The organism is Streptomyces dryopteridis (assembly GCF_049606955.1).
Lineage (GTDB): Bacteria > Actinomycetota > Actinomycetes > Streptomycetales > Streptomycetaceae > Streptomyces.
In genome coordinates this window covers 1,074,654-1,097,921 of sequence record NZ_CP187114.1, presented here as the reverse complement: position 1 = coordinate 1,097,921, position 23,268 = coordinate 1,074,654, and the positions used below count along the sequence as shown (strand labels likewise).

Sequence of the window (23,268 nt, the reverse complement as noted above, 5' to 3'; positions counted from 1 at the left end):
CGTGCAGTGCACAACCCATGTGGCCTTGTAGCGCAGGGAATTGCGGATCAGTGCACTAGTGCTCTGTCGAGATTTGGGTCGTGCGCGTGTACGGTGTCCGAGTGCACTGGTGCACCACGACGCCCGCCACCCCCCCCGGCGGGTTCACCCACGAGCACGAGGACGGCATGACGACGCGAGCGGACGGCGGACCCCGGTCCGGGCGGATCCTGGACGAACTCCGGCGACGGATCACCGCCGGCGAACTCGCCCCCGGCGACCGCGTGCCCTCCACCCGCGAGATCGTCCGCGACCACGGCGTCGCCATGGCCACCGCGACCCGCGTGCTCACCGAACTCCGCCGCGAGGGCCTGGTCCGCGCCGTCCCCGGGGTCGGCACCGTCGTCACGGGCTCCCGCACCCCCGCCACCCGCCCGCCGACACCGGGCCGGAACGCGGGCCCCGCACCGACCGGAGCGGAGGGCCCTCCGGGGGTCGGGTCCGGCAGCGAGCCGGCAACCGGGGCCGGGGCCGGGTCCCGCGGCAGGACTGCGCCCGGCGCCGGGATCGGGGCCGCCGGGGCCGGGCTCGGGAGCGGGTCCGGCAGCGAGACCGGCACCGGGCCCGGGTCCGGGTCCGGGTCCGGAGGCAGGGTTGGGGTCGGTGTCGGGACCGGAGCCGGAACCGGAATCGGAATCGGCACGGGGTCACGGCCCGGGGCGGTGCCCGACTCGGGGCCGGCGGAGGGTGCGTCGGCACGTGCCGACGGACCGGCCGGTCGCGTCGGCCCGAGCTCCCCGACGCCGACGACCGCGCATGCGTCGGCGTCCACCTCGGCGCCCGCGTCCGCTGCCGGTATCGGACGCGGCAGCGGCAGCGGCACCGGCACCGGCAGCGGCGCCGGGGCCGCTGCCGTGCCCCCGGCCGTCGCCGGGGATCCCGCCGTCGCGGGCGGCGCCGGCGGCCGTGGGCACCGTCGTCCCGGTCGCTTCGGCGCGGGCCCCGCCCGCCGCCCCCGCGCGGGCACCGGCCGCAGGACCACCCCGCCGGCCGCCGTCCGGCGCGACCGTGGCCGCGAGGGCCTCGGCACGGCCTGCATCGTCGCGTCCGCCATCGCGATCGCCGACGCCGAGGGCCTGGAAGCGGTGTCCATGCGCCGGGTCGCCGCCGAACTCTCCGTCGCCACCATGTCCCTCTACCGGCACGTCTCCGACAAGGACGCCCTGCTGGTGCAGATGACGGACACGGTGTTCGCGACGCAGCCGCTGCCCGCCGACCCGCCCCCCGGCTGGCGCCCGCGCCTGCACCTCGCCGCCCACGCCCTGTGGGCCCTGTTCCGCCGGCACCCGTGGCTGGCCTCCTCCGTCTCCCTGACTCGCCCGCAGGTCATCCCCGGCGCGATCCCGTACAGCGAGTGGGTGCTGGCCGCGCTCGTCGGCCACGGCATGGACGACCAGAGCGCGTTCACCGCCCACCTGACCCTGCTGAACCACATCCGCGCCGCCGCCTCGCTCCTGGAGGCCGAACGCCAGGCCCAGGCCGACACCGGGCAGAGCGAGGAGGAGTGGACGGACTCCCTGCGGCCCGCCTTCGGCGAGTTCCTGGGAACCGGCTCCTACCCGAACCTGGCCCGACTCCAGACGAACGGTTACGACTTCGACGTGGACGCCCTCTTCGCGTTCGGCCTCGACCGCTTCCTCGACGGCCTCGCCCTCCTCATCGCCCCCCACCCCGAGACCTGATCCCGCCCGTCCCGAGCCGGTGTCCGTGCGCGTCGGGGCGCCGGGCGGAGCGCCGGGCGCGTTACGGTGGCGGACGGCCCGAGCGCGACGCGGGCGCGCACGCGGGCGCCGGAGGCCGACCGACGAGAATCGGCCGACGAAGACCGGCCGACGGGAACCGGCCGACGGGAACCGGCCGACGGGAACCGGCCGACGAGAACCGGCCGACGAAGACCGGCCGACCGGTGACCACCAGGCCGGTGACGACCGGGCCGCCGAGGGCCGGGCCGACGACCCCGTGACGGCAGTCAAGGAGACGACGGTGACCGACAAGCCCACCCCCGCCCCGACCCCCACTCCCGCTCCGACCCCCGTCCCCGTCCCCGGCCCGGACGGCGGCGCGCCCGACACCGGCCCCCTGCGCGTGCTCGTCGTCTCCGGATCGGCCCGCACCGATTCCGTCAACCTGCGCCTGGCCGGCCTCGTCACGGACCTCCTCACCGCCGCCGGCGCCCGCGTCGACCGCACCGACATCGGCGACTTCCCCATGCCCCTCTACGACGGCGACGCCGAGGCCGAACACGGCCCGCCCGTCGGCGCCCTCGCCCTCCGCGACCGGATCGCCGCCGCCAACGCCTTCGTCCTGGCCTCGCCGGAGTACAACGCCTCCGTGCCGGGCGTGGTCAAGAACGCCGTCGACTGGGTGTCCCGCTGCCACCCGCAGCCCTTCAAGGACAAGCAGACGCTGCTGGTCTCCGCCTCGCCCTCCCTCATCGGCGGCAACCGCGGGCTGTGGGCCCTGCGCGTCCCCCTCGAACACCTCGGCGCGCGCGTCTACCCCGACATGTTCAGCCTCGCCACGGCGCACCAGGCGTTCGGCCCGCACGGCACGCTCGTGGACGCCGGCCTCACCGAGCGGCTCACCGCCACCGTCGACGCCTTCCTCGAACTCGTCGAAGCGGATACCCGCTTCCCGTGCGTCAAGCACCGCTGGTACGAGTTCCTGGGCGACCGCACGGACGCCCGCGTCACCGCACGCGCCCAGGACTGACGCACGAACCCCCGCCCGTGGTCGGGGGTGGGGCCGAACGCACGCCCACACCACGAGCCCCGCGCCCGCCACGTCCCGCACCGTTCCCCGCCCCGGGAGGCGTCCATCTGCGGAGCTCGTGGCGGAACGGGTCACGGAGCGTCCCACGATGTCGGTCGCGACGTGCCGCGGCCATGCGAACCCGCCCGAACCGCCCGCACGGCGGGCACGTCCGGTGCAGGGCTCGAAACGGCGAAGACAACCCGGGACAAGAGCGGCGATTTGACCCGTTCCGTGTGGTGCGTGAGGGTCGGGGGATGGACCAGATCTTCGAGCGTTTCCGCACCCTCCCCGTCGAGGAACGCCTCTCGACCCACCTCACCCGCCGCCGGTACGCCGACTTCCCCGTCGTCGTCGTGGACCACCCGCGCGCCGGCCGCGCGTCCCTGAGCGTGCAGGGCGGACAGCTCGTCACCTGGAGCCCCGCCGCCGGCGGCCCCCTCGACCCCGGCGTGCTGTGGTCCGCGGACCCCGACCTGTGGAAGAGAGGCACGGCGGTACGCGGCGGCGTGCCCCTGTGCTGGCCCTGGTTCGGCCCCAACGGCCCCGCCGGCAGCCCCTCCCACGGCTTCGCCCGCACCAGCGACTGGGAGCTGACGGCATGGGAGGACGAGCCCGAGCGGGTCCTCGTCGAATTCACCCTCCGCCCCACCCCGGCCACCCGGGCCCTGTGGGACGAGGACTTCGAACTCGTCGCCCGCTACACCTTCGCCGACACCTGCCTGATCGAGATCGAGGACCGGGGCGGCGAGCACACGTCGACCGCCGCCCTCCACACCTACCTGCGCATCGGCGACCTCGGACACGCCCACCTCGCCGGCCTGGGCCCGGACCACACCGACGGCCTGACCGGCCGCCGGCACGAGGGCGAGGACGGCACCCTCACCCCCGTGGACCACGTGGAACGCTTCCAGACCGCCCCCGCCCCCGTCACCACCCTGCGGGACGACGTCCTCGACCGCGTCATTGCGCTCGTCCACCACGACCACAGCGACGTCGTCGTCTGGAACCCCGGCGCCGAACTCGCCCGGGGCATGGCCGACGTGGCCCCGGAGCAATACCGCCACTTCCTGTGCGCGGAAACCGCCCGAGTAACCCACCCCCTGACCACAACCCCCACCCACCCCTCCCGCCTGTCGGTAGAACTCCGCACAACCACCCCCTGACCCGACCCCGCCGTACGCGGCCCCATCCCGGCGTGCGCGGGGAGTGGAGTGCCCGCTCAATCGGGATCCACCCCGGCCGAGGGTCATCCCCGCGTGCGCGGGGAGTGGCCCGAGAACGGGACCGCCAGGGTCCGGCACGCGGGGTCATCCCCGCGTGCGCGGGGAGTGGAGTCTTTCACCTGCGGGTTTGTGGCGGCTGGGTGGGGTTTTCAGCAAAGATTGCAGAGTCCGGCATTCCTGGCATTCAGGATCATTAGTCGACTTGGGGCTGCTGCGGGGCAGGTTCGGTTGCCATGGTCCCGGATTCTGTGGGCGGGTGGGGTGCCTACGACGGGTTTGGGTGGATGCTGTCACGTGGAGGACGGGCCGTGCGGCGAGGGCTGGGGGGCGCTTGTGGAGGGTCTGGGGCGTGAGGGCGCCGGCCCGTCGGGGCCCGGTCGCAGGGCTTACGGGGAACGCAGGAGTATCGAGGCCCGGTGATGCCAAGGGCCGAGCCGTAGGCCATCGGGCCGACTGGGTGGGGCGACGCGTCCGTTGGGCCGGCGGGGGCGGTCACCGAAACCCTCTGCGCCGAGGACGGAGGGCCTGTGTCGGGAGGCTTCAGGTGGTCGCCATAGCGGTCGGGGCGGCGCCGGGTGGCGCCACCTCGACCGACCGGGCGGCCGTTGCTGCCCGAGCCCAGCCCTGAGGCGTACCGGGCTACGGGGCCGCGTTGCCCGCGACGACCAGAAGTGTCGAACGCGCCGTCGAACCAACGAATCCGCCGACCGACCCGAACAGTGTGCCCCGGACGAATCGGTCGACTTGCCCCACCACCGGATCACCATGCCTACCGGCGTGAGCAAGCCGGAACGACACACAGGACCAGAAGGCCGCCGTTCACCGGCCGTCGTGACGAGACCGACGCCGACGATCCGAGCCGCGAACCCGTCATCCCATACGTTCACCACCCGCCCACACCGACACCACACCGCAGCCCACGCGCCAAGCCCCAGTACCGTTCCGACGCCCGACCGGACGTCTCTCACACCGTGCCTACCCACCGGGCCACGTCCCGGTGCGCCCGCAGCAGCTCGCCGGCTGTCCACCGGCGCTTGCCGGCCGGGGGTTGGACACGTGCCCGTCTGCCCGCAGGTCGTCCGCCCGCCGAACCGCCGAACCGCCGAACCGCCGCGTGCCCGTGCGTCGGTCCCTTGCGCCGGACTGCCATGTGCCGAACCGTTGGCTACCGGGCCATCCGGCTGCCCGGTCACCGTGCGCCGAATCGTTGCGGGCGTGGGCGTATGCCGGCCGTCGACAGGTCGAGTGTCCGTTCAATATCCCGCAGGCCGCCGCTCCGGCGTTCACGGTTCGCCCGTCGCCCGTCGCCCGTCGCCGTCAGTCGTCAGCCGTTACCCGCCGGACGACGGACCGCCGCCCGTCAGCCGCCGCCCGTCGGCCGCCGGCCGCCGGTCAGTGGTCCGGCGGGTGAGCGTGCATCGCCGGCCCGCCACGCCACGCGGATCCCCCGCCGATCGGCCGCCAGGCCGGTCCGTAGGGGTCGGCCGTCCGTCGTAGTGCGCGTTTCGCGGTCCGGCGCTTCGGGAACAGCCACTGGGCCTCGAACCGGCGTGCAATGCCACGCGCGTACGGACGGGGGGCGAGGGTGGCGCGAGGACGGGAGGCGGTCGATGAGTCCGGAGATGCGGGCCCTGGTCTGGTGGGCGCGGCTGACGGTTCGCCCGATCCTGCGCAGCCCCGCCGCGACCCGTCTCCTGCTGCGTACCGCCCGTCGCGCCCCCACCGCCCCACCGCGTTCCCTCTTGTCCCGCCACCGGGTGCGCGCGGAAACCACGCCGTCCGGGTTCCCGCTCTGGACCGTCACGCCCCGCGAGAACGCCTCCGGTCCGGCCTCGGCCCCGACCGTGTTCTACCTGCACGGGGGCGGCTACATCTTCTCCATCGGTCCGGTCCACTGGCGATTCGTGCGCCACCTCGCCGACGCCGGCCACCGCGTCGTCGTCCCCACGTACGGGCTCGCCCCCGCCCACGACCACCGGGCCGCCCTCCCGCACCTGACCGGCGTCTACGCGAGGACGGTCACGGAGGCGCGCCGGGACGGGCGTGGGCTCGCCGTTCTCGGGGATTCGGCCGGTGGCGGGCTCGCCCTGGCCCTCGTGCAGAACCTGCCCGCCGACCTGCCCCGCCCCGAACGACTGGTTCTGCTCAGCCCCTGGTTGGACGTCACGATGAGCCACCCCGAGGTGCGTGCCGCCGAGCGGGCCGAGGCGATGCTCGGCCGACCGGGCCTGCTGATCGCGGCCCGTGCCTGGGCCGGTGACGTCGACCTGTCGGACCCACGGGTGAGTCCCATCGAAGGACCGATTCTCAACCTGCCGCCGGTCGAGATCCACGTCTCGGGAGCCGAACTGCTCCTCTCCGACGCGCGCCGCCTACGCGACCGTCTCGCCGAGGCGGGCCGTCCGGTCCGCCTGTGGATCGAACCCGACGCGATCCACGACCACCCCCTCACCGCTACCCCGGAAGGCGCCCGAGCACGTGAAACGATCACGACGGCGCTGAGGCGAGGCGCGGACGCGCCCGGAACCGACGCCTGACGGGGGTGCCGTCGGCCGTCCCCGGGCCGTGGGTGGTGTGTCGTGGGCTGGTGTGGTGTCGGGTCGTTCCCGTCAGCCCGATCGTCTCGCCTCGTCGGTGACGGCTTCAAGGGCGCTCCCTTCGGTCGCGTCGCTGCGCGATGGCGCTGCGCGCCACCCTTGACCCCGTCCCCGCCGACGCAAGCCAACCGATCTGCCGGCACCGCCCCCAATCCGGAAAGAAACGTGCCGGGCGCAGGGACCGGCCCCGCCCAAGCCCGTCCCCTACCTGCGGGCCGGCCCGTGGAAACGCACCAGGCCCGGCCGAACCCAAGACGCCCACGCGCCAGACGGCAGAGGCACGTGGAAACGCCCCAGGCCGCCCGCGCCCAAGACGCCCATGCGCCAGACGGCAGGTGCACGCGGTAGCGCACCAGGCCGGTCGCGCCCCGGACGCCCACGCGCCAGACGGCCGGGGCATGTGGTGGCGCACCAGGCCCGGCCGAACCCAAGACGCCCACGCGCCAGACGGCAGAGGCACGTGGAAACGCCCCAGGCCGCCCGCGCCCAAGACGCCCATGCGCCAGACGGCAGGTGCACGCGGTAGCGCACCAGGCCGGTCGCGCCCCGGACGCCCACGCGCCAGACGGCCGGGGCATGTGGTGGCGCACCAGGCCCGGCCGAACCCAAGACGCCCACGCGCCAGACGGCAGAGGCACGTGGAAACGCCCCAGGCCGCCCGCGCCCAAGACGCCCATGCGCCAGACGGCAGGTGCACGCGGTAGCGCACCAGGCCGGTCGCGCCCCGGACGCCCACGCGCCAGACGGCCGGGGCATGTGGTGGCGCACCAGGCCCGGCCGAACCCAAGACGCCCACGCGCCAGACGGCAGAGGCACGTGGAAACGCCCCAGGCCCGGCCGTGCCCGGGACGCCCATGCGTCAGGCGGCCGCTCGACGTGGCGACACAGCCGGCGGTACGCAGCCGAGCCCGCCAGGTGCCAGACGGCCGCTCGACGTGGCGACACGCCGGGCGGTACGCGGTCAGACCCGCCTGGTGTCAGACGGTCAGGGTTCGGGGTGTCTCCACATCGGCCCAGACGCATCCGCGCCCGCCGGTTGCCGGACGGCCGGGTCACGCGGTGCGCACACCGGGTGCGACGTGCCCGAACTCGCCAGATGCCCGGACGGCAGCGACAGCCGGGCGCGACGCACAGCCCGATGCGGCTGGTCCCGCCGGTCGACAGACGGCGGAGGCACGTGGGGCAGGGCAGACCCGCAGCCGCCGAGCCTTGGCAGGTGCGTGCCGGACTTGCGTGGCATACGACGGCGCCAACGGGCCAAACCCGGCACTCGCCACCCCCGGACCCCTCGGCTCATCGCGGACCAACCCCGGCCGAGACGGACCGGCGGACGGCTACGGACCCCAGCCCGCTGCCCCCCTCCGCCGCCCCTGGGAAAAGCTTTTGACCTACCCGCCGCCGGCAGGCGGCCACCCCAGCCCCATACGACCGACGACGTGCGACAACCCGAACCCATTCGCAGGTACGCCCCCCCCACCCGCCCAAAAATCCGCGACGATGACACTCAAGCGCGCACACCACACAGCCTTCGCCATCGACCAAGGATCCGTAATGCGCCAAATGTCGCGATCTTCAATCCTTGCTCAAATCCCCACTCCGCCGTCACAAACCCGCAGGTAAAAGACCCGCTCCCGCGCACGCGGGGATGACCCCGAGGCGGCGCCTTGGTGCGCGAACGCGAGCGCCCGCTCCCCGCGCATGCGGGGATGACCCCGGCGCCGACGACGCCGGCCACCCGTTCCCGCACCGCTCCCCGCGCGGGGGATGGCCCCCGCTGCCGGATCCACGTGACGTCGGACAGGCCCCGCTTCCCGCGCACGCGGGAATGACCCCAGGTCGTAGACCTCCTTGCCCCATGCAACCGCCCGGTTCCTGCGTATGTGGGATGGCCCCGGGCGGGAGGTTGGGGTCGTAGAGGGGTGCTTTTTGGGGTCTGTGGGTCAGCCGGTTAGTTTTTTGTGCCAGGTCAGGGGGATTTCGAGGGTTGTGTTCGGGTTGCCGTTCCAGGTGGTGGGGAGGGATTCCGCGGTCAGGGCTTTCGTGATTTCTTGGCCGATTTCCGTTGTGGTCGTGACGGTGTTGTCGAAGGTGCCGTAGAGGAGGGTCAGGGGGTGGCCCGTGGCGGCGGATTCGGTGCATTGGGTGTGGAAGTAGACGAAGCCGCGGGCGTTTTCGGGGGCTTCCGCGGCGATTTCGGTTTCGCCGCAGGTGCGGCAGCACGTGAAGTTCTCGCGGGCCGTGATGCCGGCCGCGTCGAGGGCGGCGAAGGCGCGCGTGAGGCGTTCGGGGTCGGTTTCGCCTTCCCATGTGGTCTGTTCCGCGACGCGTTGCAGCCAGAGGCGGTCGGCGAGGGCCTCGGCTTGGGCGCGGGTGACGGGGCGGTGGTCGCCGTTGACCAGGTACTCCTCGGCGGCCTCGGCGAGTTGCGCGCGGTCGACGTAGCCGGCGGCGAGGAGGGTGCGCAGGTGGGTGACGAGGATCGTGTGGTCCTCGGCCGGGAGGTCGAGGGGCGGTGGCGGGGGAGGGGTGGGGCCGAGGTCCAGGAGGGTCCAGGCCGGGGTGGTGTGCCGGTCGGGGGTGTGGTGGGCCCAGTCGAGCATCGCGGTGAGGATCGTGGCCGGGTCGGCGACGGAGGCCGTGTAGTGGTGTTCGGGGCCGCCGGCGCGGTGTTCGAGGGTCCAGTCGCCGTCGGTGGCGTGCCAGACCTGCGTGAACTCCTCGGGCAGGTCCGGGACGCGTTGGACGACGAGGTAGCGGTTGCCCTCCTCGCCCAGGCCCCGGATCAGTGCGTCGAGTTCCGTCGCGGTCGGGCGCACGTGGCGTCGGCCGGGTTCCGTTCTCACCGTGATGTCGAGCATGGGCACACCCTCGCACGGGGGTGTGACAGTCCGTCCGTCCCGTCAGGTGGTCTTCAGGAAGGTGCTCCAGCCGCCCGTCGGGGCCGCGCCGGGCTGGAGGGTGCGGAGTTTGGCGAGGATCTTGGGGTCCTGGACGTCGAGCCAGTCCACGAACTGTCGGAAGGAGACCAGGCGGACGTCCTTCTTGCCCGCGATGCCCTTGACGGCCTCTTCGACGGCGTCCATGTAGATCCCGCCGTTCCATTCCTCGAAGTGGTTGCCGACGAAGAGCGGGGCGCGGTTGGTCTCGTAGGCGCGGCGGAAGCCGCCGAGGTAGGTGCCGATGGCCTGGGTGCGCCAGGCCGGGTAGTTGGCCTTGTTGCCCTTGGTGGCGTTGCCGGACTGGTTGGCGAGGATGTTGTAGTCCATCGACAGCACGTCGAACTTGTGGCCCGGGAACGGCAGGGACTGGAGCGGGAGGTCCCAGATGTCCTGCTTCTTCTTCGGCCACATCTGGAGGCCGCCGGAGGAGGAGGCGTCGTAGCGCCAGCCCAGGGACTTCGCGGTGGGCAGCAGGTTGTCCTGGCCGAGGAGGCAGGGGGTGCGGGCGCCGACGCATTCCTTCTCGTAGTCGAAGGGCAGGCTGTCGAGGTCGGTGAAGCCGGTGTTGGTGCGCCAGTTCTTGACGAAGGAGGTGGCCTGGTCCATTTCGTCGCGCCACTGGGCGGGGGTCCAGTGTTTGACGGAGCCCTTGGCCTCGCCGCAGAAGTGGCCGTTGAAGTGCGTGCCTATCTCGTGCCCGTCGAGCCACGCCTGGCGGACGTGCTGGAGGGTGCGGCGGATGTTCTCGTCCTTGAGGTAGCCGATGTCGGAGGCGCCGACGGGGTTGTTCGGGGGCTTGTACATGGTCTTCTTCGACTCGGGCAGCAGGTAGAGCCCGGAGAGGAAGAAGGTCATGGCGGCGCCGTGGTCCTTGGCGACCTTGAGGAAGCGGGGGAAGAGGCCGTTGCCGACCTCGCCCGCGCCGTCCCAGGAGAAGACGACGAACTGGGGCGGGGTCTCGCCGGGTTGCAGCGGGACGGGTTTGGCGGGCTGGTGCGGCTGGGGGCCGGTGTCGGAGGTGGAGCCGTCGCCGATGGGTTTGGGCGCGGGACCGGAGGGGCCGCCCTTGGCGCCGTTGTCCTTGGGCCCGAGCTCGGCGCGACCGTCGGCCCCGCACCCTGTCAGACCGGCCGCCGCGGCGGCGCCGAGTCCGAGTCCGAGTACGCCCCTGCGGGTCAGGTCGCGCATGTCGCCGTCCTCCGTTTCCGTCCGCCGGTTCGGCCGGCGGCTGTGGGTCTCGTCTGCCCAGATGATGGGCCATGCGTCAGTCATACAAACGGACAACTGGCAGTGCCAGGGGCAAAAGGGACGGATTTTGCCGAGATCTTGCCTGTTTTTCGCCTCCTGACGACCGAAAACCCGTGGGCCTCGTGATGGACAGGAGCACGGGAACTCCGGCACGGTGGCCCCTCCGGTCACGGAACGGCCGGTGGGGAAGGGGGCGTCCGATGACGTGGAGCGCGGAGGAACGCGCGTGGTACCGGGAGCAGAGCGTGTTCTCCGACCCGGGGGAGCTCGGCGCCTGGGTGGACGATCTGCCGCCCGATCCCGACGCGCTCGCCCGGATCGTGCGCGGGCTCGTGGCGCACCGGCGCGAGGACGGCCCGGCGGGCGGGTTCGCCCTGCCGGCGGCGCACGTGCGGGCGGACGCCGAGGCGCGGTACGTGGAGGAGATCCTGCGGGTGCTGCGCGAACGCGACCCCGCGACCGCGGCCGCGCCGCGCGCCGACGCGGACCGCTTCGTCGGGGTGTGCCGGGACTTCGCGTTGCTGCACTGCGCGCTGCTGCGACGGGCCGGGTTCCCGGCGCGGGTCCGGGTCGGGTTCGTGGACTGGTTCGGGCCGGCGGGCGAGTTCGCCGATCACGTGGTCACCGAGTACCTGTGCCCCCGGCGCGAACGACCGGTGCTCGTGGACGCCGAACTCGCCGACCCGGCGCGGGTCGCGGCCCACGGCCTCGACTTCGACCCCTTCGACGTGCCGCGCGAGCGGTTCCTCGGCGCGTCCGAGGCGTGGCGGCTGATCCGTTCCGGGGCGGCCGACGCGCGGCGGTTCGGGCTGCGGACCCCGGAGGTCGAGCTGGTCGGCGCCTGGTTCGTGGCCGGGAACGTGCGCCTGGAGCTCGCCGCGCTGAACCGCGCCGAGACTCTGCTGTGGGACGTGTGGGGGGTCGGGGCCGACGACGACGCCTCGCTGACGGAGGAGGACCGGGCGGTCTTCGACCGGGCCGCGGAGGTTGTCGTCGGCGGGGACCTCGCCCGGATCCGCGCCCATTACGCGGGCGAGGAGGGGCTGCGGCTGCCGCGCGAGGTGCTGTCCCTGACGGCGTTCGACGGGGCCCGGCGGGTCGTGTTGCGCTGAGAAAGGGGGGTGGAAGGGGGGCGGGGGTGGGTGGGCCGGTGGGGTTCCGGCCGTCAGGGCTCCAGGGTCGTGCGCAGGCGGTCCAGGGTGCGGCGGATGTTGCCGCGTTGGAAGTCGGCGAAGAGCCGGCCGCGGGTCGCGAGGCGGTCGAAGGCGTTGGCGACCGGGGTGGGCCAGGAGCGGCGGTCGTCGGTCCAGGTCTCCGTGACCCGGGTGCCCTCGGGGGTGGCCTCGAAGCGGTACTCCCAGCTCGCGATGGGGGCCTTGAGATGGAGGCGGGCCGGGCCGAAGGCGTGGACGCGGAACGCGAACCGGACCCCCGGCTCGGCGGCCGTGACCCGACACTGGGTGCTCCAGCGGACGGGGCCGCGCTTGTTGTGGCCCGCGAAGTCCAGCCCGACGCGGGCCCCGTCGGCCCAGTCGGCGGCCGAGAGGGTGGCCCCGGTGTTCTCCGGGCTCCAACGGGGGATCCGGCGCGGGTCGCTCACCTCCGCGTACACGGCCTCGGGGGTGACGCCGCGGATCAGGACGCTGTCGGAGACGCTGAACACTCGGGGCACCGTGGGCTCCTCGGGTCGGGGGTTACCCGACAGTAGGGCAGGGGTGGGGGTGTTGGCCATGCCCGCGCCGGTGCCCGTGCCCGTGCTGGGGGACGGGGGACGGGGCCCGGCGCGTGCGTGCGCCGGGCCCCGCCGCCCCGTCCCTTCCGGTCAGGCGCCGCCGGGTACGCCCGGGGGGCGGCCGCGGCCGCGGGTGAGGCGGTAACCGAGGATGCCGGTGAGCGCGGCGATCGCGCCGCCGGCGGCCGTCCAGATCCAGCGGGCCGACCAGCGGCCGCTCGCCCAGCCGTCCTCCGGGATCCGCGCCGAGTCCTCGGCGAGGTGGTCGGTGCCGCCGGCGACCAGCGGCGCGGCCAGGGCACCGTCTGAGGCCCAGGCCCCGCCGGTGCCGCGCACGTCGACCTCGACGGCCGCCTTGACGGGCAGTCCGAGGTCGGCGCGCGGGGAGTTCGCGACCGTCAGGCGGATGTAGTAGGAGCCGGGCAGGGGGTCCTCGTCCCACTGTTCGGCGCCGGGGCGGACCGTGCGCAGGGTGCAGGCCAGGGTGACCTTGGTGTCCTCGCGGGCGGCCGTGGCGCTCTGGGCGCCGGTGGTGCAGGGCTGTCGGCGGCGCAGGCCGTCGTACACGTCGACGCGCCAGGTCGCCGGGCCGCTGCGGTTCGGGGACGGGGGCAGGGTGACCTCGGCGCGGACGGTGGCGCGGTCGCCGGAGTCCAGCGGCGTCACCCAGTACAGGTAGTCGCCGGTGGATGCCTCGGCGCCGGCCTTGGTGCCGGGACGGAAGGCGGTCGCGGTGCGGAAGCTCGTGCCGGCCTCGGTGGGCGCGGCGTTCGCGCCGTCGCCGCTCGGGCCGGGGGAGGGGGTCTCGGCGAGGGCGGCCGGGGCGGCGCCGAGGCCGAGGGCGAGGGTCAGGGCGGCGAGCGCGAGGGCACGCCGGTGTGCGCGGGGCGCGCGGGTGGTGCGGGCGGCGCCGGTGGTGCGGGGCATCAGTGGGTCCTCCAGACGGAAACGCGCAGGCGCGACACCCAGCCCCAGATCAGGCCGGCGAGCAGCCCGGCCACGGCGAGGGCGCCGAGGAACCACCAGCCTCGGCCGAGGCCGAAGGAGGCGGCGTCGGCGTTGGTGTCGGGTCCGTCGACGAGGTCGACCGCGAGTTCCAGCGGCATGCCGGGGGTGGTCTTGGCGCCGGCGGTCACGGTGAAGGAGTTGGCGACTTCGAGGCAGACGGTCTCGGGCGCGGGTTCGTCGGAGCCCGAGGGGGTGTCGACGGGGCCCTTGGGGTAGCGCAGGCCGGTGGAGATGACGTCGGTGCGTCCGCTGCCGGTGTCGCGGCCGCGGACGATCTCGCGGCCGTGCGTGGTGACGGCGCGTAGGGAGAGGCCGTAGTCGGGGGCGACGGCGCGGTCGGCGGCGACGCTGACGGAGGCCCGCAGTTCCTGTTCGGGCTTGACCTCGACCCGGTACCAGCGGTGCTCGCCGAGGTTCTGCCGGTCGCTGTACAGGCCGGGCTTGAGGAGGGGCGCGGCGGCGCATTGGGGGGCGCCCTGGGCGGGCACGGGGGTGACGACGGGGTCGGCGGCGCGTTTGACGAGCTGTTTGACGCGGCCGGAGAGTTCCTCGGTGTGGCGCACCGAGGTGTAGGTGCCGCCGGTGGCCTCGGCGATGCAGGTGAGCTGCTCGCGGGTCTTGGCGTCGGGGACCAGGCCGAGGGTGTCGATGGTCAGGTGTATGCCCTTGGCGGCGATGTCACGGGCGACCTGGCAGGGGTCGAGGGGGGCGCAGGTGTCCTCGCCGTCGGTGATGAGGACGATGCGGCGGGTGGCGTCGCCGCCTTCGAGGTCGGCGGCGGCGGCGAGGAGGGCGGGGCCTATGGGGGTCCAGCCGGTGGGGTTGAGGGTGGCGACGGCCGTCTTGGCCTCGGTGCGGTTCACCGAGCCGACGGGGTAGAGCTGCTTGGTGTCCTTGCAGCCGACCTTCCGGTCCTCGCCGGGGTAGTCGGCGCCGAGGGTGCGGATGCCGAGCCGGACCTCGTTCGGGACGGCGTCGATGACCTCGTTGAATGCCTGTTTGGCGGCGGCCATGCGGGATTTGCCGTCGATGTCGTTGGCGCGCATGGAGCCGCTGACGTCCAGCACCAGTTCGACCTTGGGTGCTTCCTTGGGGGTGCCGACGTCGTCGGCGCGACCGGTGTCGGCCAGGGCCTGGGTGGGGAGCGCGGCGATGGCGAGGGTGGCGAGCAGGGCTCCCACCCCGATCGTCGAGCGTCGTTTTCCGGTGATCATCGCCGGATCGTATGGAGGATCGTCACACCAATTCAAACGCGGTGCGTGATGGGTGACGGGGCGTCGTGGACCCCCGCCCCGGGCCGGGTGGGCCGGGGCGGGGGTCGGGACGGGGATCGGGGCAGGGGTCGCGACGGGGGTCGGGACGGGGGTCGGCCACCGGCGGGTGAGCCGTCGGTCGCGGTCGATCACCGGGTGTCGCTTGCCCGTCGGTCGCCGGTGCCGGTGCGGTTCCCCGGGATTCGGTGACGGGGTGTCAGCAGCTCAGGCGGTCGCCGGGGGTGACGCCGAGGAGCTGGGTGAAGCGCTGGTAGGCGTCGATGCGGCTCTGGACCTGGGCGGGGTTGCCGCCGTTGCACTCCAGGGAGCCGTTGATGGAGCGGATGGTCTCGCCGAAGCCGGCGCCGTTGACCATGGCGGCGTGCGCGGTCATGGTGCCGGGGCCGTTCTGGGTGTTCCAGTACCAGAGGGCGGTCTTCATGGCGACGGCCGGATCGCGCTCGACGAGCCAGGGGTCGGCGAGGAGGTTGATGCCGAGGGCGTCGCCGGCGGCCTTGTAGTTGAAGTTCCAGCTGAGCTGGATGGGGCCGCGGCCGTAGTAGGCGGCCTGGCCGGCGGGACAGCCGTAGGGCTGGGTGCTGTCGCAGTAGTGCGGGTAGTTGGCGGTGTTCTGCTCGACGATGTGGACGAGTCCACCGGTCTCGTGGTTGACGTTGGCGAGGAACGCGGCGGCCTCGCGCTTGCGGGTGGTGTCGTCGCCGGTCTTGGCGAAGCCGGGGTAGGCGGAGAGGGCGGATACCAGGCCCTGGTAGGTGTAGAAGGGATTCCGGTTCGGGAACATCTGGTTGAACTGGGCCTCGCTGACGACGAATCCGGAGGGGTCCGGGTTGCCCGGGTTGCCGGGGTCGGTGCCGCCGCCGGTGCCGCAGGCGCCCTGGTCGGCCCAGACGCCCCACTGGCCGGTGCTGCCGGGGGTCTCGTTCTGGGTCCACCACTTGGCCTGCCAGTTGTGGCCGTTGTGGGAGGCGACGGCGCCCCCGGTGTAGACGGCGCCGGCCGACCAGGCGGTCGCGCAGGCGGCGGCCGTCGTGGCGGTGGGGGCCGCGGCGGCGGTGGGGGCGCCGGCGAGGGTGAGGGTGAGGCCGAGGGCGGCGGCCCCGGTCACGGCGAGTTCGAGGGCGCGTCGGCGCATCGCACGCATCACGTTGACTGCTCCTTGGGTGGGGGGAGTTGACCCGGTTGTCCGCGCGGGTGACGTGTCGTGTCCCCATCACTCAAGCGAGTGTGGTCTGGACCTGTCAAGGTCTGGACCAATGTCCGGTAAAAGGGGAGGCGCCGACCGGCCGGCGTCCCGGCCCGTCCGCACCCGTCGACACCCCCTCGTCGCCGGGGCGTCGTCCCGGTCGGGACGGGGTCCCGGACGCGGCCCGGAATCGCGCGGTGAAGCGGGCGGAAGGTCCTGCCCAGTCCGGCCTTTCGGAGCGTCACCCGACACGGGCCGCGCCTTAATCTCGGTCCTACATCCTGCGCCGCCGTCCCCGTGCCGACGGTCCGGCCCCCGTGGTCGGCGTACCGGCCGGCGCGGCGCGCGCTTTCGTACAACGTCGTACACCCCGGGAATGCCTGTGCGTGGTTTCAAGCCAGTCCAACTGCTCATATGGGTCGGTGTCGCCGTTCTCGGCGCCACGGGCTGGACGGTCCTCGCCCTGAACCGGGGTGAGGAGGTCTCCGCGATCTGGATCGTGGCGGCCGCCGTCGGCTCGTACCTGATCGCCCAACGGTTCTACGCGCGCTTCATCGCCCGCCGCGTCCTGCGCGTGGACGACCTGCGCGCCACCCCCGCCGAACGCCTCGACGACGGCGTCGACTACCACCCCACCGACAAGCGGGTGCTGTTCGGCCACCACTTCGCCGCGATCGCCGGCGCCGGCCCGCTGGTCGGCCCCGTCCTCGCCGCGCAGATGGGCTACCTCCCGGGCACCATCTGGATCATCGTCGGTGTGATCTTCGCCGGCGCCGTCCAGGACATGGTGGTGCTGTTCTTCTCCATGCGCCGCAACGGCACCTCGCTCGGCCAGATGGCGCGTGACGAGATCGGCAAGGTCGGCGGCATCGCCGCGATGGTCGCCGTCTTCGCCATCATGATCATCATCCTGGCCGTGCTCGCGATGATCGTCGTCAACGCCCTCGCCGAATCGGCCTGGGGCACCTTCTCCATCGCGATGACCATCCCGATCGCCTTCTTCATGGGCTTCTACCTGCGCTACCTGCGCCCGGGACGGATCACCGAGGTCAGCCTCATCGGCGTCGTCCTGCTGCTCGCCGCGATCATCGGCGGCAGCTGGATCGCGGAGTCCTCCTTCGCCGAGACCTTCGTGCTCAAGCCCACCACCCTCGTGATCTGCCTCGTCGTCTACGGCTTCGTCGCCTCCGTGCTGCCGGTGTGGATGCTGCTCGCCCCGCGCGACTACCTGTCCACGTTCATGAAGGTCGGCACGATCGTGCTGCTCGCCGCCGGCGTGCTGCTGGCCGCGCCGAACCTCACCGTGGACCCGATCACCGAGTTCGCCCGCCAGGGCACCGGCCCCGTCTTCGCCGGCGGCCTCTTCCCGTTCGCGTTCATCACCATCGCGTGCGGCGCCCTCTCCGGCTTCCACTCCCTCATCTCCTCGGGCACCACCCCGAAGATGATCGAGAAGGAGTCGCACGTGCCGCTGATCGGCTACGGCTCCATGCTGATGGAGTCCTTCGTGGCGATCATGGCCCTGGTGGCCGCCTGCGTCATCGACCCCGGCCTGTACTACGCGATGAACGCCCCCGCCGGCGTGATGGGCGACACCCTCCAGTCCGCGTCTCAGGCGGTCGCCGGCCTCGGCTTCTCCATCACCCCCGACCAACTCGCCGACATGGCCAAGGCGGTCGGCGAGGAGTCCCTCGTCTCGCGCACCGGCGGCGCGCCCACCCTCGCGGTCGGCATGGCGATCATCCTCGCCGAGGCATTCGGCAGCGACGGGATGATGTCCTTCTGGTACCACTTCGCCATCATGTTCGAGGCGCTGTTCATCCTCACCGCCGTGGACGCCGCCACCCGCGTCGGCCGCTTCATGCTCCAGGACATGATCGGCAACGTCTCCCCGCGCTTCCGCGACAAGGACTGGAAGCCCGGCATCTGGATCACCTCCGCCGGTGTCGTGCTCGCCTGGGGCTACTTCCTGTGGGTCGGCGTCACCGACCCGCTCGGCGGGATCAACCAGCTCTTCCCGCTGTTCGGCACCGCCAACCAGCTGCTGGCCTGCATCGCCCTGTCGATCTGCACCACGCTGCTCGTCAAGTCCGGCCGCCTGAAGTGGGCCTGGGTCACCGGCGCGCCGCTGCTCTTCGCCCTCGCCGTCACCATGACCGCATCCTGGCAGAAGATCTTCGACGCGGACCCCGCCCTCGGCTTCTTCGCCCAGCGCGCCAAATACCAGGACGCCCTCGACGAGGGCAAGGTGCTCGCCCCGGCGAAGTCCCTGGAGGACATGTCCACGGTGGTCCACAACTCCACCGTCACCGGCACCCTGTCGATCGTCTTCGCGGTCCTCACCCTCGTGGTCGTCGGCTCCTGCGCCTGGGTCTGCGTCAAGGCGGTCCGCAACGGCGGCTCGCTGCCGATGAGCGAGACCCCGTACGTGCCCTCCACCCTCCCGCCGCTGGTCGACGCGGACGGCAACCCCGGCCCGGACGGGATCGACGGCAAGGGCGCCGAACGCGAACTCGTCGGTGCGGGTGCGGGTGCGGGTGCGGCCGGTGGGTCGGGTGCGGGCCGCGGGTCGGGCGGCGGCTCCGCGGGCGGCGCGGAGCGATGAGCACGCTCTCCGACGGGCGGCCGCGGTCGCGGTCGCGGCCGCGGCTGCGCCGGGTGGCCGGCCTCCCCGGCCGCCTCCTGTGGCTGGTGCGGGAACTCAACGGCGAACACGCCTACGAGCGGTACGCGACCCGGGCCCGCGCGGCCGGGGAGCCCGTCCTCACCCGGCGCGCGTTCGAACACCGCCGCACCGACCGCCGCGACGCCGACCCCCGCGAGGGCGGCCGCTGCTGCTGACCCCCGTCGAACCGCACGAACCCCGACCGCCCCGGCCCCCACGGACCGGGGCGGTGGGCGTCGCCAGGTGCCAGACTGGGGGAGTGAGCCGTCGCACGAATCCGCGACCGAGACAGCGCCCGCGGCCGAAACCCGGACCGAACGCCGAGCCCCGCCCCGAGCCGGCCGCGACGCCCGAGGCCGAGACCGGGTCCGAGACCGGGGCGGGCGCCGGGGCGGGGGCTGGGGTCGGCCCCGAGCCGCACACCGCCGCCGGGCCCGAGCCGCACACCGCTGGCGGACTCGGGCCGTACACCGCCGCCGGGCCCGGGCCGCGCACCGCTGTCGGGACCGGGCTGCCGGCCCCTGGCGGGCCGGGAACGGTGAGCGCCGCCGGGCCCTGGGCAGAGGGCGTGCCGGGGCCGGGTCCGGGGTCGAGAGCGGAGTCGTCCGCCGGGTCCGGAGCGGTCCGGCTCGCGGACGGAACCGGAGCACGAGCACGTGAGGACGGCGCCGCGGCCGGGCGTGCCGACAGGTCCGGGGCACGAGCGCTCGCGGACGAGCCCGGGGAACGCGGGCGAGCGGGTGCCGACGGGTCCGGACCACGGGGGCGTGCGGAGGGGTCGGGGGCGGGTGTGCGTGCTGACGGGTCGGAGGCGGGTGTGCGTGCGGGCGTGGTGGGGACGGGTCGGCGGGTGGACGCGGGTGCGCGGGTTTCGGGGCGGGCCGGATCGGGTCGGGGCGCGTCGTCGTGCGGGGCTTCCGTGTCCGACGCGGGGGCCGTGCTCGGCGGTGTCGACGAGTATCGCGTCGTGCGGCCCCATCCCGCCCTGCGGCCCTGGGTGGCCTCCCTGACCGGCTACCGGCAGCGCGGGCTCGCCCCCGCCGAGCACCTCGGCCTGCCCTCCCCGTACCTCACGCTCATCCTCACCCTCCACGAACCGCTCACCGTCCGGGTCCACCCCGATCCCCGGCAGCCCGCCGCCGTCCACGACGCCCTCCTCGGCGGACTGCACACCCGGCCGGCCCTCGTCACCCACGACGGCGCCCAGTCCGGCGTGCAGATCGCCCTCGGCCCGCTCGGTGCCCGCGTCCTGCTCGGCCTGCCCGCCGGGGAGCTCGCCGGTCTCGATCTCGCCGCCGCCGACGTCCTTGGCGACTGGGCCGAGCGGCTCCGCGTCCGCATGCTCGCCGCCCCCGACTGGCCCGCCCGGTTCGACGCCGTCGACGCCGCCCTCCTCGACCTCCTGACCCGCCGCGCCGCCGACCGTGCCCGGCCCGCCTCCCCCGAGGTGGTCGAGGCATGGCGGCTGCTGCGCGCGAGCGCCGGCGCCCTGCCCGCCGCCGCCCTCGCCGACCGGGTGGGCTGGAGCGGACGCCACCTCGCGAGCCGGTTCCGCGCCGAGATCGGCCTCACCCCCAAGGTCGCCGGCCGCGTCGTCCGCTTCGACCGTGCCCGCCGGCTCCTGGCCGCCCGCGCGGCCGGCGCGCCCGGCACGGCCGCGGGGCTGGGCGTGCTCGCCGCCGACTGCGGCTATTTCGACCAGGCGCACCTCGCGCGCGAGTTCCGCGCCTTCGCCGGGCTGCCGCCGAGCGAGTGGTTGTCCCGCGAGTTCCGTTCCGTCCAAGCGGGCGCCGCACCGCCCGGGCCACGCTGGGAGGACGGCGCCGAGCCGCCGCCCGAGCGAGGAGAGGACACCCCATGAGCACCACCGACCCCACCGGCACCCCCACCGTCGACCCCGCCCCGCAGGTCTGGCCCACCCTCCGGGCCCGCGACGCCCGCGCCCTGATCGCCTTCCTCCACGACGCCCTCGGCTTCGAGGAGACCGTCGTGTACGGCGAGGGCGACGAGGTCCACCACGCCGAACTCTCCTGGCCCGCCGGCGGCGGCCTCATGCTCGGCTCCGGACCCAAGGGCGAGGCCGACGACGCCTGGCCGCTGCGCCCCGGCACCTTCGGCTGCTACCTCGTCGTGGCCCGCGAGGAGGACACCGACGCCCTGTGCGCCCGCGCCCGGGCGGCGGGCGCGGAGATCACCGCCGAGCCCCACACCACCGACTACGGCTCCCGCGACTTCGCGATGCGCGACCCCGAGGGCAACCTGTACTCCGTCGGCAGCTACCGGGGCGCGCCCCGCCCCGCCCCCGCGGCCTGAGCCCCTGACCCCGGGCCGAGCCCCTGAACCCGGGCCGGCCGGGGTGATCGGCAGCCGGTCGGAAAATCCTCACGTCAACTCCGGACTTCGGTCGCTTGAGTCGCTTCGGTCGCTGCGTCGGCCCGAGTCGGGGAGGGCTTGGCGCGGGCCGGGACGGGCGGCAGGATGGCCCCGGTGAGCGACGCGGAGAACCAACCGGAGTGGGCCCTGGCGGCCGGTGTGCGCACCCTGGCCGGCGGATGGCGGGACGAGGAGGCGGCCCCGCCGCGCACCGTGCGGAGGCTCGCCGTCGACGTGCCCACCGGCACCGGCGCGGACCCCGTGCGGAGCGTGAACCTGCCGGCGGCCCTGGGCCCGGGCCGGTGGTGGGCCGCGATCCGCGCGCGCGAACTGCCCGACGCCGATGGGGTGTTCCTCGCCGAGGAGGCCCGGCCCGGCGGCCCCTGGCACGCACGCCGGTGGTCGCGCTGCCGGCTCGCCGACGCCCCGCCGCCGGCGGCCGTCCCCGGGGCCGGACTGCTCGCGATCTCCCTCGACGGCCGGACCGCCGTCGCCCTCCTGCCCGAGGGGGACGAGGACGGCGGTGGCGACGGCGGTGACGGCGGTGACGACCGGGAGGGCTCCGGCGATCGTCGCCGCGTCGACGGGTCGGTTCGGGTCGTGGTCGTGGACGATGTGCCCGTGTGTCTCGACCGCGCCGCCCGTCTCACGGCCGCCGAGACCCCGGCCCAACGCGCGGAGCGTTGGCGCGGGTTCACGCCGCCCACCGGGCCCCGGCGGCTCGTGCTCGGGTTGTGGGAGGCCGTGTGCGAGGCGGTCGTGCGGCGCCCCGACGTGGACGAGGACACGCTCCGCGCCGTGCTCCCCGACGCCTGCCACGTGCTCGGGGCCCGTGAGCTGTCCCCGCGACTGCGGGAGGCGGCCCTCGCCCACCCCGACCCCCGGGTCCGCCTCGCCCTCGCCGACGCGCGCCGCGACCTCACCCCGGCGGAATGGGACCGGCTCTTCGACGCCGAAGCCGAAGCCGAAGCGGACCCCGGGCCCGACCCGGCGGCCGGCCGGCGGCGGGGCCGGCTCGTGGCGATCGCCGCCGACCGCCGCGCGGAGTTGACGCCCTCCCGGTGCGCGGCCCTCGCCGCCGATCCCGCCACGCGCGTGCGCGCCGAGGCCGCGCGTCTCGCCGGGCTGCCCGAGGCCGTGCCGGAGGCCCTCGCCGCGGATCCCGTGCCCCGGGTGCGCGAAGTGGCCGCCCTGGAGGCGTGGGAACGGCTCGGGCCCGGGACCCGTGCCCGCCTCGCGGATGATCCGGTGCGTTCCGTGCGCGCCGCCGCCGAGGCCATGGCCCGTCGGGCCCGGCCGTTGACCCCCGCCGCGTACGCCGACGCGGGCCACGACCCCGCCCTCCTCGTCGAGGGCCGGCCCACCCGCGCCCTGGCCGCCGTGCTCGTCCGTACCGGCACGCCGCCCGAGCGCCGGGCGCTCGCCGACCGGTCCGATCTCGACGCGGACCTCGTCGAACACCTCGCCCACGACCCGGACCCGGGGATCCGCGCCGTGATCGCCGTCCATCCCGCCCTGCCGGAGGACTCCCGGGCCCGGCTCGCCGGCGAGTTCGACGCCGGCGCGATGCGGCTGCCCCTCGGGTGGGTGGAGGAGCGGCACGGGGACGCCGCCGAGATGCGCCGGCTCGCCCGCTCCCGGCACCCCGCGATCCGCTCGGCCGTCGCCCGGGCCCCGCGCCTGCCCGCCGACGTGGTGGCCGCCCTCGCCGTCGACGAAGACCGGGTCGTGCGCCTGTTCCTCGCCGAATCCTGCGAGGACGCGCCGCCCGAGATGCTGTTGGAGGTGTGGCGCTGGTGGACCGGCAGCCTCTCCGCCCCGGGCCGGCCCCGCACCCACCCGAACTTCCCGCGCGCCGGGCTCCTGCGGTTCGCCGCCGACCCCGAGGGCCGGATGCGGAGCCTGGCCCTCGACGATCCGGAGTCCACCCCCGCGTTGGTCGAGGAGTTCTCCCGCGATCCGCACCCGGAGGTGCGGGCCCGGGCCGCCGAGGACCCCCGGCTGTCGTCGGCGCGGGCGGTGCGCCTGCTCGACGATCCGCACGAGGTTGTGCGGTGGGCCGCCGCCGGACACCCCGGACTGCCGGCGGGCGTGCTGCTGCGGATGCTGTCGGAACCGGAGACCGCGAGGGCCGCCGCCCGACATCCGGCGCTGCCGTGGCGGGTACTGCGCCCGCTGCTCACGCCCCCGCCCGGGACCGCCCGGTACTGAGCGGGACCGACCGAGCAGGGTG

Annotated in this window: 16 protein-coding genes; 10 read left to right on the top strand and 6 right to left on the bottom strand. The window is 74.3% G+C overall.

Features of this window, described 5'->3' with window-relative positions:
• Positions 1-101: 101 nt before the first annotated feature.
• From ACN20G_RS31365 to ACN20G_RS31350, 4 genes are all read left to right on the top strand, one after another.
• The gene (locus ACN20G_RS31365; RefSeq protein ID WP_424216626.1) at positions 102-1,721 is read left to right on the top strand and encodes a TetR/AcrR family transcriptional regulator C-terminal domain-containing protein; all 1,620 of its coding nucleotides are present in this window, start codon (positions 102-104) and stop codon (positions 1,719-1,721) included.
• Positions 1,722-2,118: 397 nt separating this feature from the next.
• Positions 2,119-2,751, top strand: coding sequence for an NADPH-dependent FMN reductase (locus ACN20G_RS31360; protein ID WP_424217403.1), 633 nt, complete (start codon positions 2,119-2,121; stop codon positions 2,749-2,751).
• Positions 2,752-3,047: 296 nt separating this feature from the next.
• Positions 3,048-3,956, top strand: a complete 909-nt coding sequence (locus ACN20G_RS31355; RefSeq protein WP_424216625.1) for a D-hexose-6-phosphate mutarotase — start codon at positions 3,048-3,050, stop codon at positions 3,954-3,956.
• Positions 3,957-5,626: 1,670 nt separating this feature from the next.
• Positions 5,627-6,553 carry an alpha/beta hydrolase fold domain-containing protein gene (locus ACN20G_RS31350; RefSeq protein ID WP_424216624.1) on the top strand — a complete coding sequence of 309 codons (927 nt, stop codon included), beginning with the start codon at positions 5,627-5,629 and terminating at the stop codon, positions 6,551-6,553.
• A 2,000-nt stretch (positions 6,554-8,553) separates the two neighbouring features.
• Here ACN20G_RS31350 and ACN20G_RS31345 read toward each other — a convergent pair.
• A complete protein-coding gene (locus ACN20G_RS31345; protein WP_424216623.1) occupies positions 8,554-9,471 on the bottom strand; it encodes a DUF6891 domain-containing protein in 918 nt (305 codons plus the stop codon).
• Between the two features lie 42 nt (positions 9,472-9,513).
• The gene (locus tag ACN20G_RS31340) at positions 9,514-10,740 is read right to left on the bottom strand and encodes a hypothetical protein (RefSeq protein WP_424216622.1); all 1,227 of its coding nucleotides are present in this window, start codon (positions 10,738-10,740) and stop codon (positions 9,514-9,516) included.
• Positions 10,741-11,000: 260 nt separating this feature from the next.
• Here ACN20G_RS31340 and ACN20G_RS31335 point away from each other — a divergent pair, with 260 nt between their 5' ends.
• A complete protein-coding gene (locus ACN20G_RS31335) occupies positions 11,001-11,912 on the top strand; it encodes a transglutaminase-like domain-containing protein (protein ID WP_424216621.1) in 912 nt (303 codons plus the stop codon).
• A gap of 53 nt (positions 11,913-11,965) precedes the next feature.
• Here ACN20G_RS31335 and ACN20G_RS31330 read toward each other — a convergent pair whose 3' ends face one another.
• From ACN20G_RS31330 to ACN20G_RS31315, 4 genes are all read right to left on the bottom strand, one after another.
• Positions 11,966-12,472 carry an SRPBCC family protein gene (locus ACN20G_RS31330; RefSeq protein WP_424216620.1) on the bottom strand — a complete coding sequence of 169 codons (507 nt, stop codon included), beginning with the start codon at positions 12,470-12,472 and terminating at the stop codon, positions 11,966-11,968.
• 150 nt (positions 12,473-12,622) lie between these two features.
• Positions 12,623-13,459: a hypothetical protein gene (locus ACN20G_RS31325; protein WP_424216619.1), complete on the bottom strand. Its 837-nt coding sequence runs from the start codon at positions 13,457-13,459 to the stop codon at positions 12,623-12,625.
• The gene (locus ACN20G_RS31320) at positions 13,459-14,754 is read right to left on the bottom strand and encodes a VWA domain-containing protein (protein WP_424216618.1); all 1,296 of its coding nucleotides are present in this window, start codon (positions 14,752-14,754) and stop codon (positions 13,459-13,461) included. The genes ACN20G_RS31325 and ACN20G_RS31320 overlap by 1 nt, the downstream gene beginning before the upstream one ends.
• A 256-nt stretch (positions 14,755-15,010) precedes the next feature.
• Positions 15,011-15,946: a glycoside hydrolase family 19 protein gene (locus tag ACN20G_RS31315; RefSeq protein ID WP_424217402.1), complete on the bottom strand. Its 936-nt coding sequence runs from the start codon at positions 15,944-15,946 to the stop codon at positions 15,011-15,013.
• A 427-nt stretch (positions 15,947-16,373) separates the two neighbouring features.
• Between ACN20G_RS31315 and ACN20G_RS31310 the strand changes: the two genes are divergently transcribed.
• From ACN20G_RS31310 to ACN20G_RS31290, 5 genes are all read left to right on the top strand, one after another.
• On the top strand, positions 16,374-18,602 hold the full coding sequence (locus tag ACN20G_RS31310) for a carbon starvation CstA family protein (RefSeq protein WP_424216617.1): 2,229 nt from the start codon (positions 16,374-16,376) through the stop codon (positions 18,600-18,602).
• The gene (locus ACN20G_RS31305; RefSeq protein WP_424216616.1) at positions 18,599-18,838 is read left to right on the top strand and encodes a CstA-like transporter-associated (seleno)protein; all 240 of its coding nucleotides are present in this window, start codon (positions 18,599-18,601) and stop codon (positions 18,836-18,838) included. Before ACN20G_RS31310 ends, ACN20G_RS31305 begins: the two co-directional genes overlap by 4 nt.
• Positions 18,839-19,581: 743 nt before the next feature.
• Entirely contained in the window at positions 19,582-20,523 is a 942-nt protein-coding gene (locus ACN20G_RS31300; protein WP_424216615.1) for a helix-turn-helix domain-containing protein, read from the top strand.
• Positions 20,520-20,975: a VOC family protein gene (locus ACN20G_RS31295; RefSeq protein WP_424216614.1), complete on the top strand. Its 456-nt coding sequence runs from the start codon at positions 20,520-20,522 to the stop codon at positions 20,973-20,975. The genes ACN20G_RS31300 and ACN20G_RS31295 overlap by 4 nt, the downstream gene beginning before the upstream one ends.
• A gap of 174 nt (positions 20,976-21,149) precedes the next feature.
• The gene (locus ACN20G_RS31290; RefSeq protein ID WP_424216613.1) at positions 21,150-23,246 is read left to right on the top strand and encodes a PE-PGRS family protein; all 2,097 of its coding nucleotides are present in this window, start codon (positions 21,150-21,152) and stop codon (positions 23,244-23,246) included.
• Positions 23,247-23,268 lie beyond the last annotated feature (22 nt).

Excerpts from the sequence above, each read along its gene's own strand:
- ACN20G_RS31335 (WP_424216621.1), top strand. The coding sequence starts at position 11,001 with ATGACGTGGAGCGCGGAGGAACGCGCGTGGTACCGGGAGCAGAGCGTG.
- ACN20G_RS31345 (WP_424216623.1), bottom strand. The coding sequence starts at position 9,471 with ATGCTCGACATCACGGTGAGAACGGAACCCGGCCGACGCCACGTGCGC.
- ACN20G_RS31310 (WP_424216617.1), top strand. The coding sequence starts at position 16,374 with ATGCCTGTGCGTGGTTTCAAGCCAGTCCAACTGCTCATATGGGTCGGT.
- ACN20G_RS31305 (WP_424216616.1), top strand. The coding sequence starts at position 18,599 with ATGAGCACGCTCTCCGACGGGCGGCCGCGGTCGCGGTCGCGGCCGCGG.
- ACN20G_RS31320 (WP_424216618.1), bottom strand. The coding sequence starts at position 14,754 with ATGATCACCGGAAAACGACGCTCGACGATCGGGGTGGGAGCCCTGCTC.
- ACN20G_RS31325 (WP_424216619.1), bottom strand. The coding sequence starts at position 13,459 with ATGCCCCGCACCACCGGCGCCGCCCGCACCACCCGCGCGCCCCGCGCA.
- ACN20G_RS31295 (WP_424216614.1), top strand. The coding sequence starts at position 20,520 with ATGAGCACCACCGACCCCACCGGCACCCCCACCGTCGACCCCGCCCCG.
- ACN20G_RS31315 (WP_424217402.1), bottom strand. The coding sequence starts at position 15,946 with ATGCGCCGACGCGCCCTCGAACTCGCCGTGACCGGGGCCGCCGCCCTC.
- ACN20G_RS31340 (WP_424216622.1), bottom strand. The coding sequence starts at position 10,740 with ATGCGCGACCTGACCCGCAGGGGCGTACTCGGACTCGGACTCGGCGCC.
- ACN20G_RS31355 (WP_424216625.1), top strand. The coding sequence starts at position 3,048 with ATGGACCAGATCTTCGAGCGTTTCCGCACCCTCCCCGTCGAGGAACGC.
- ACN20G_RS31350 (WP_424216624.1), top strand. The coding sequence starts at position 5,627 with ATGAGTCCGGAGATGCGGGCCCTGGTCTGGTGGGCGCGGCTGACGGTT.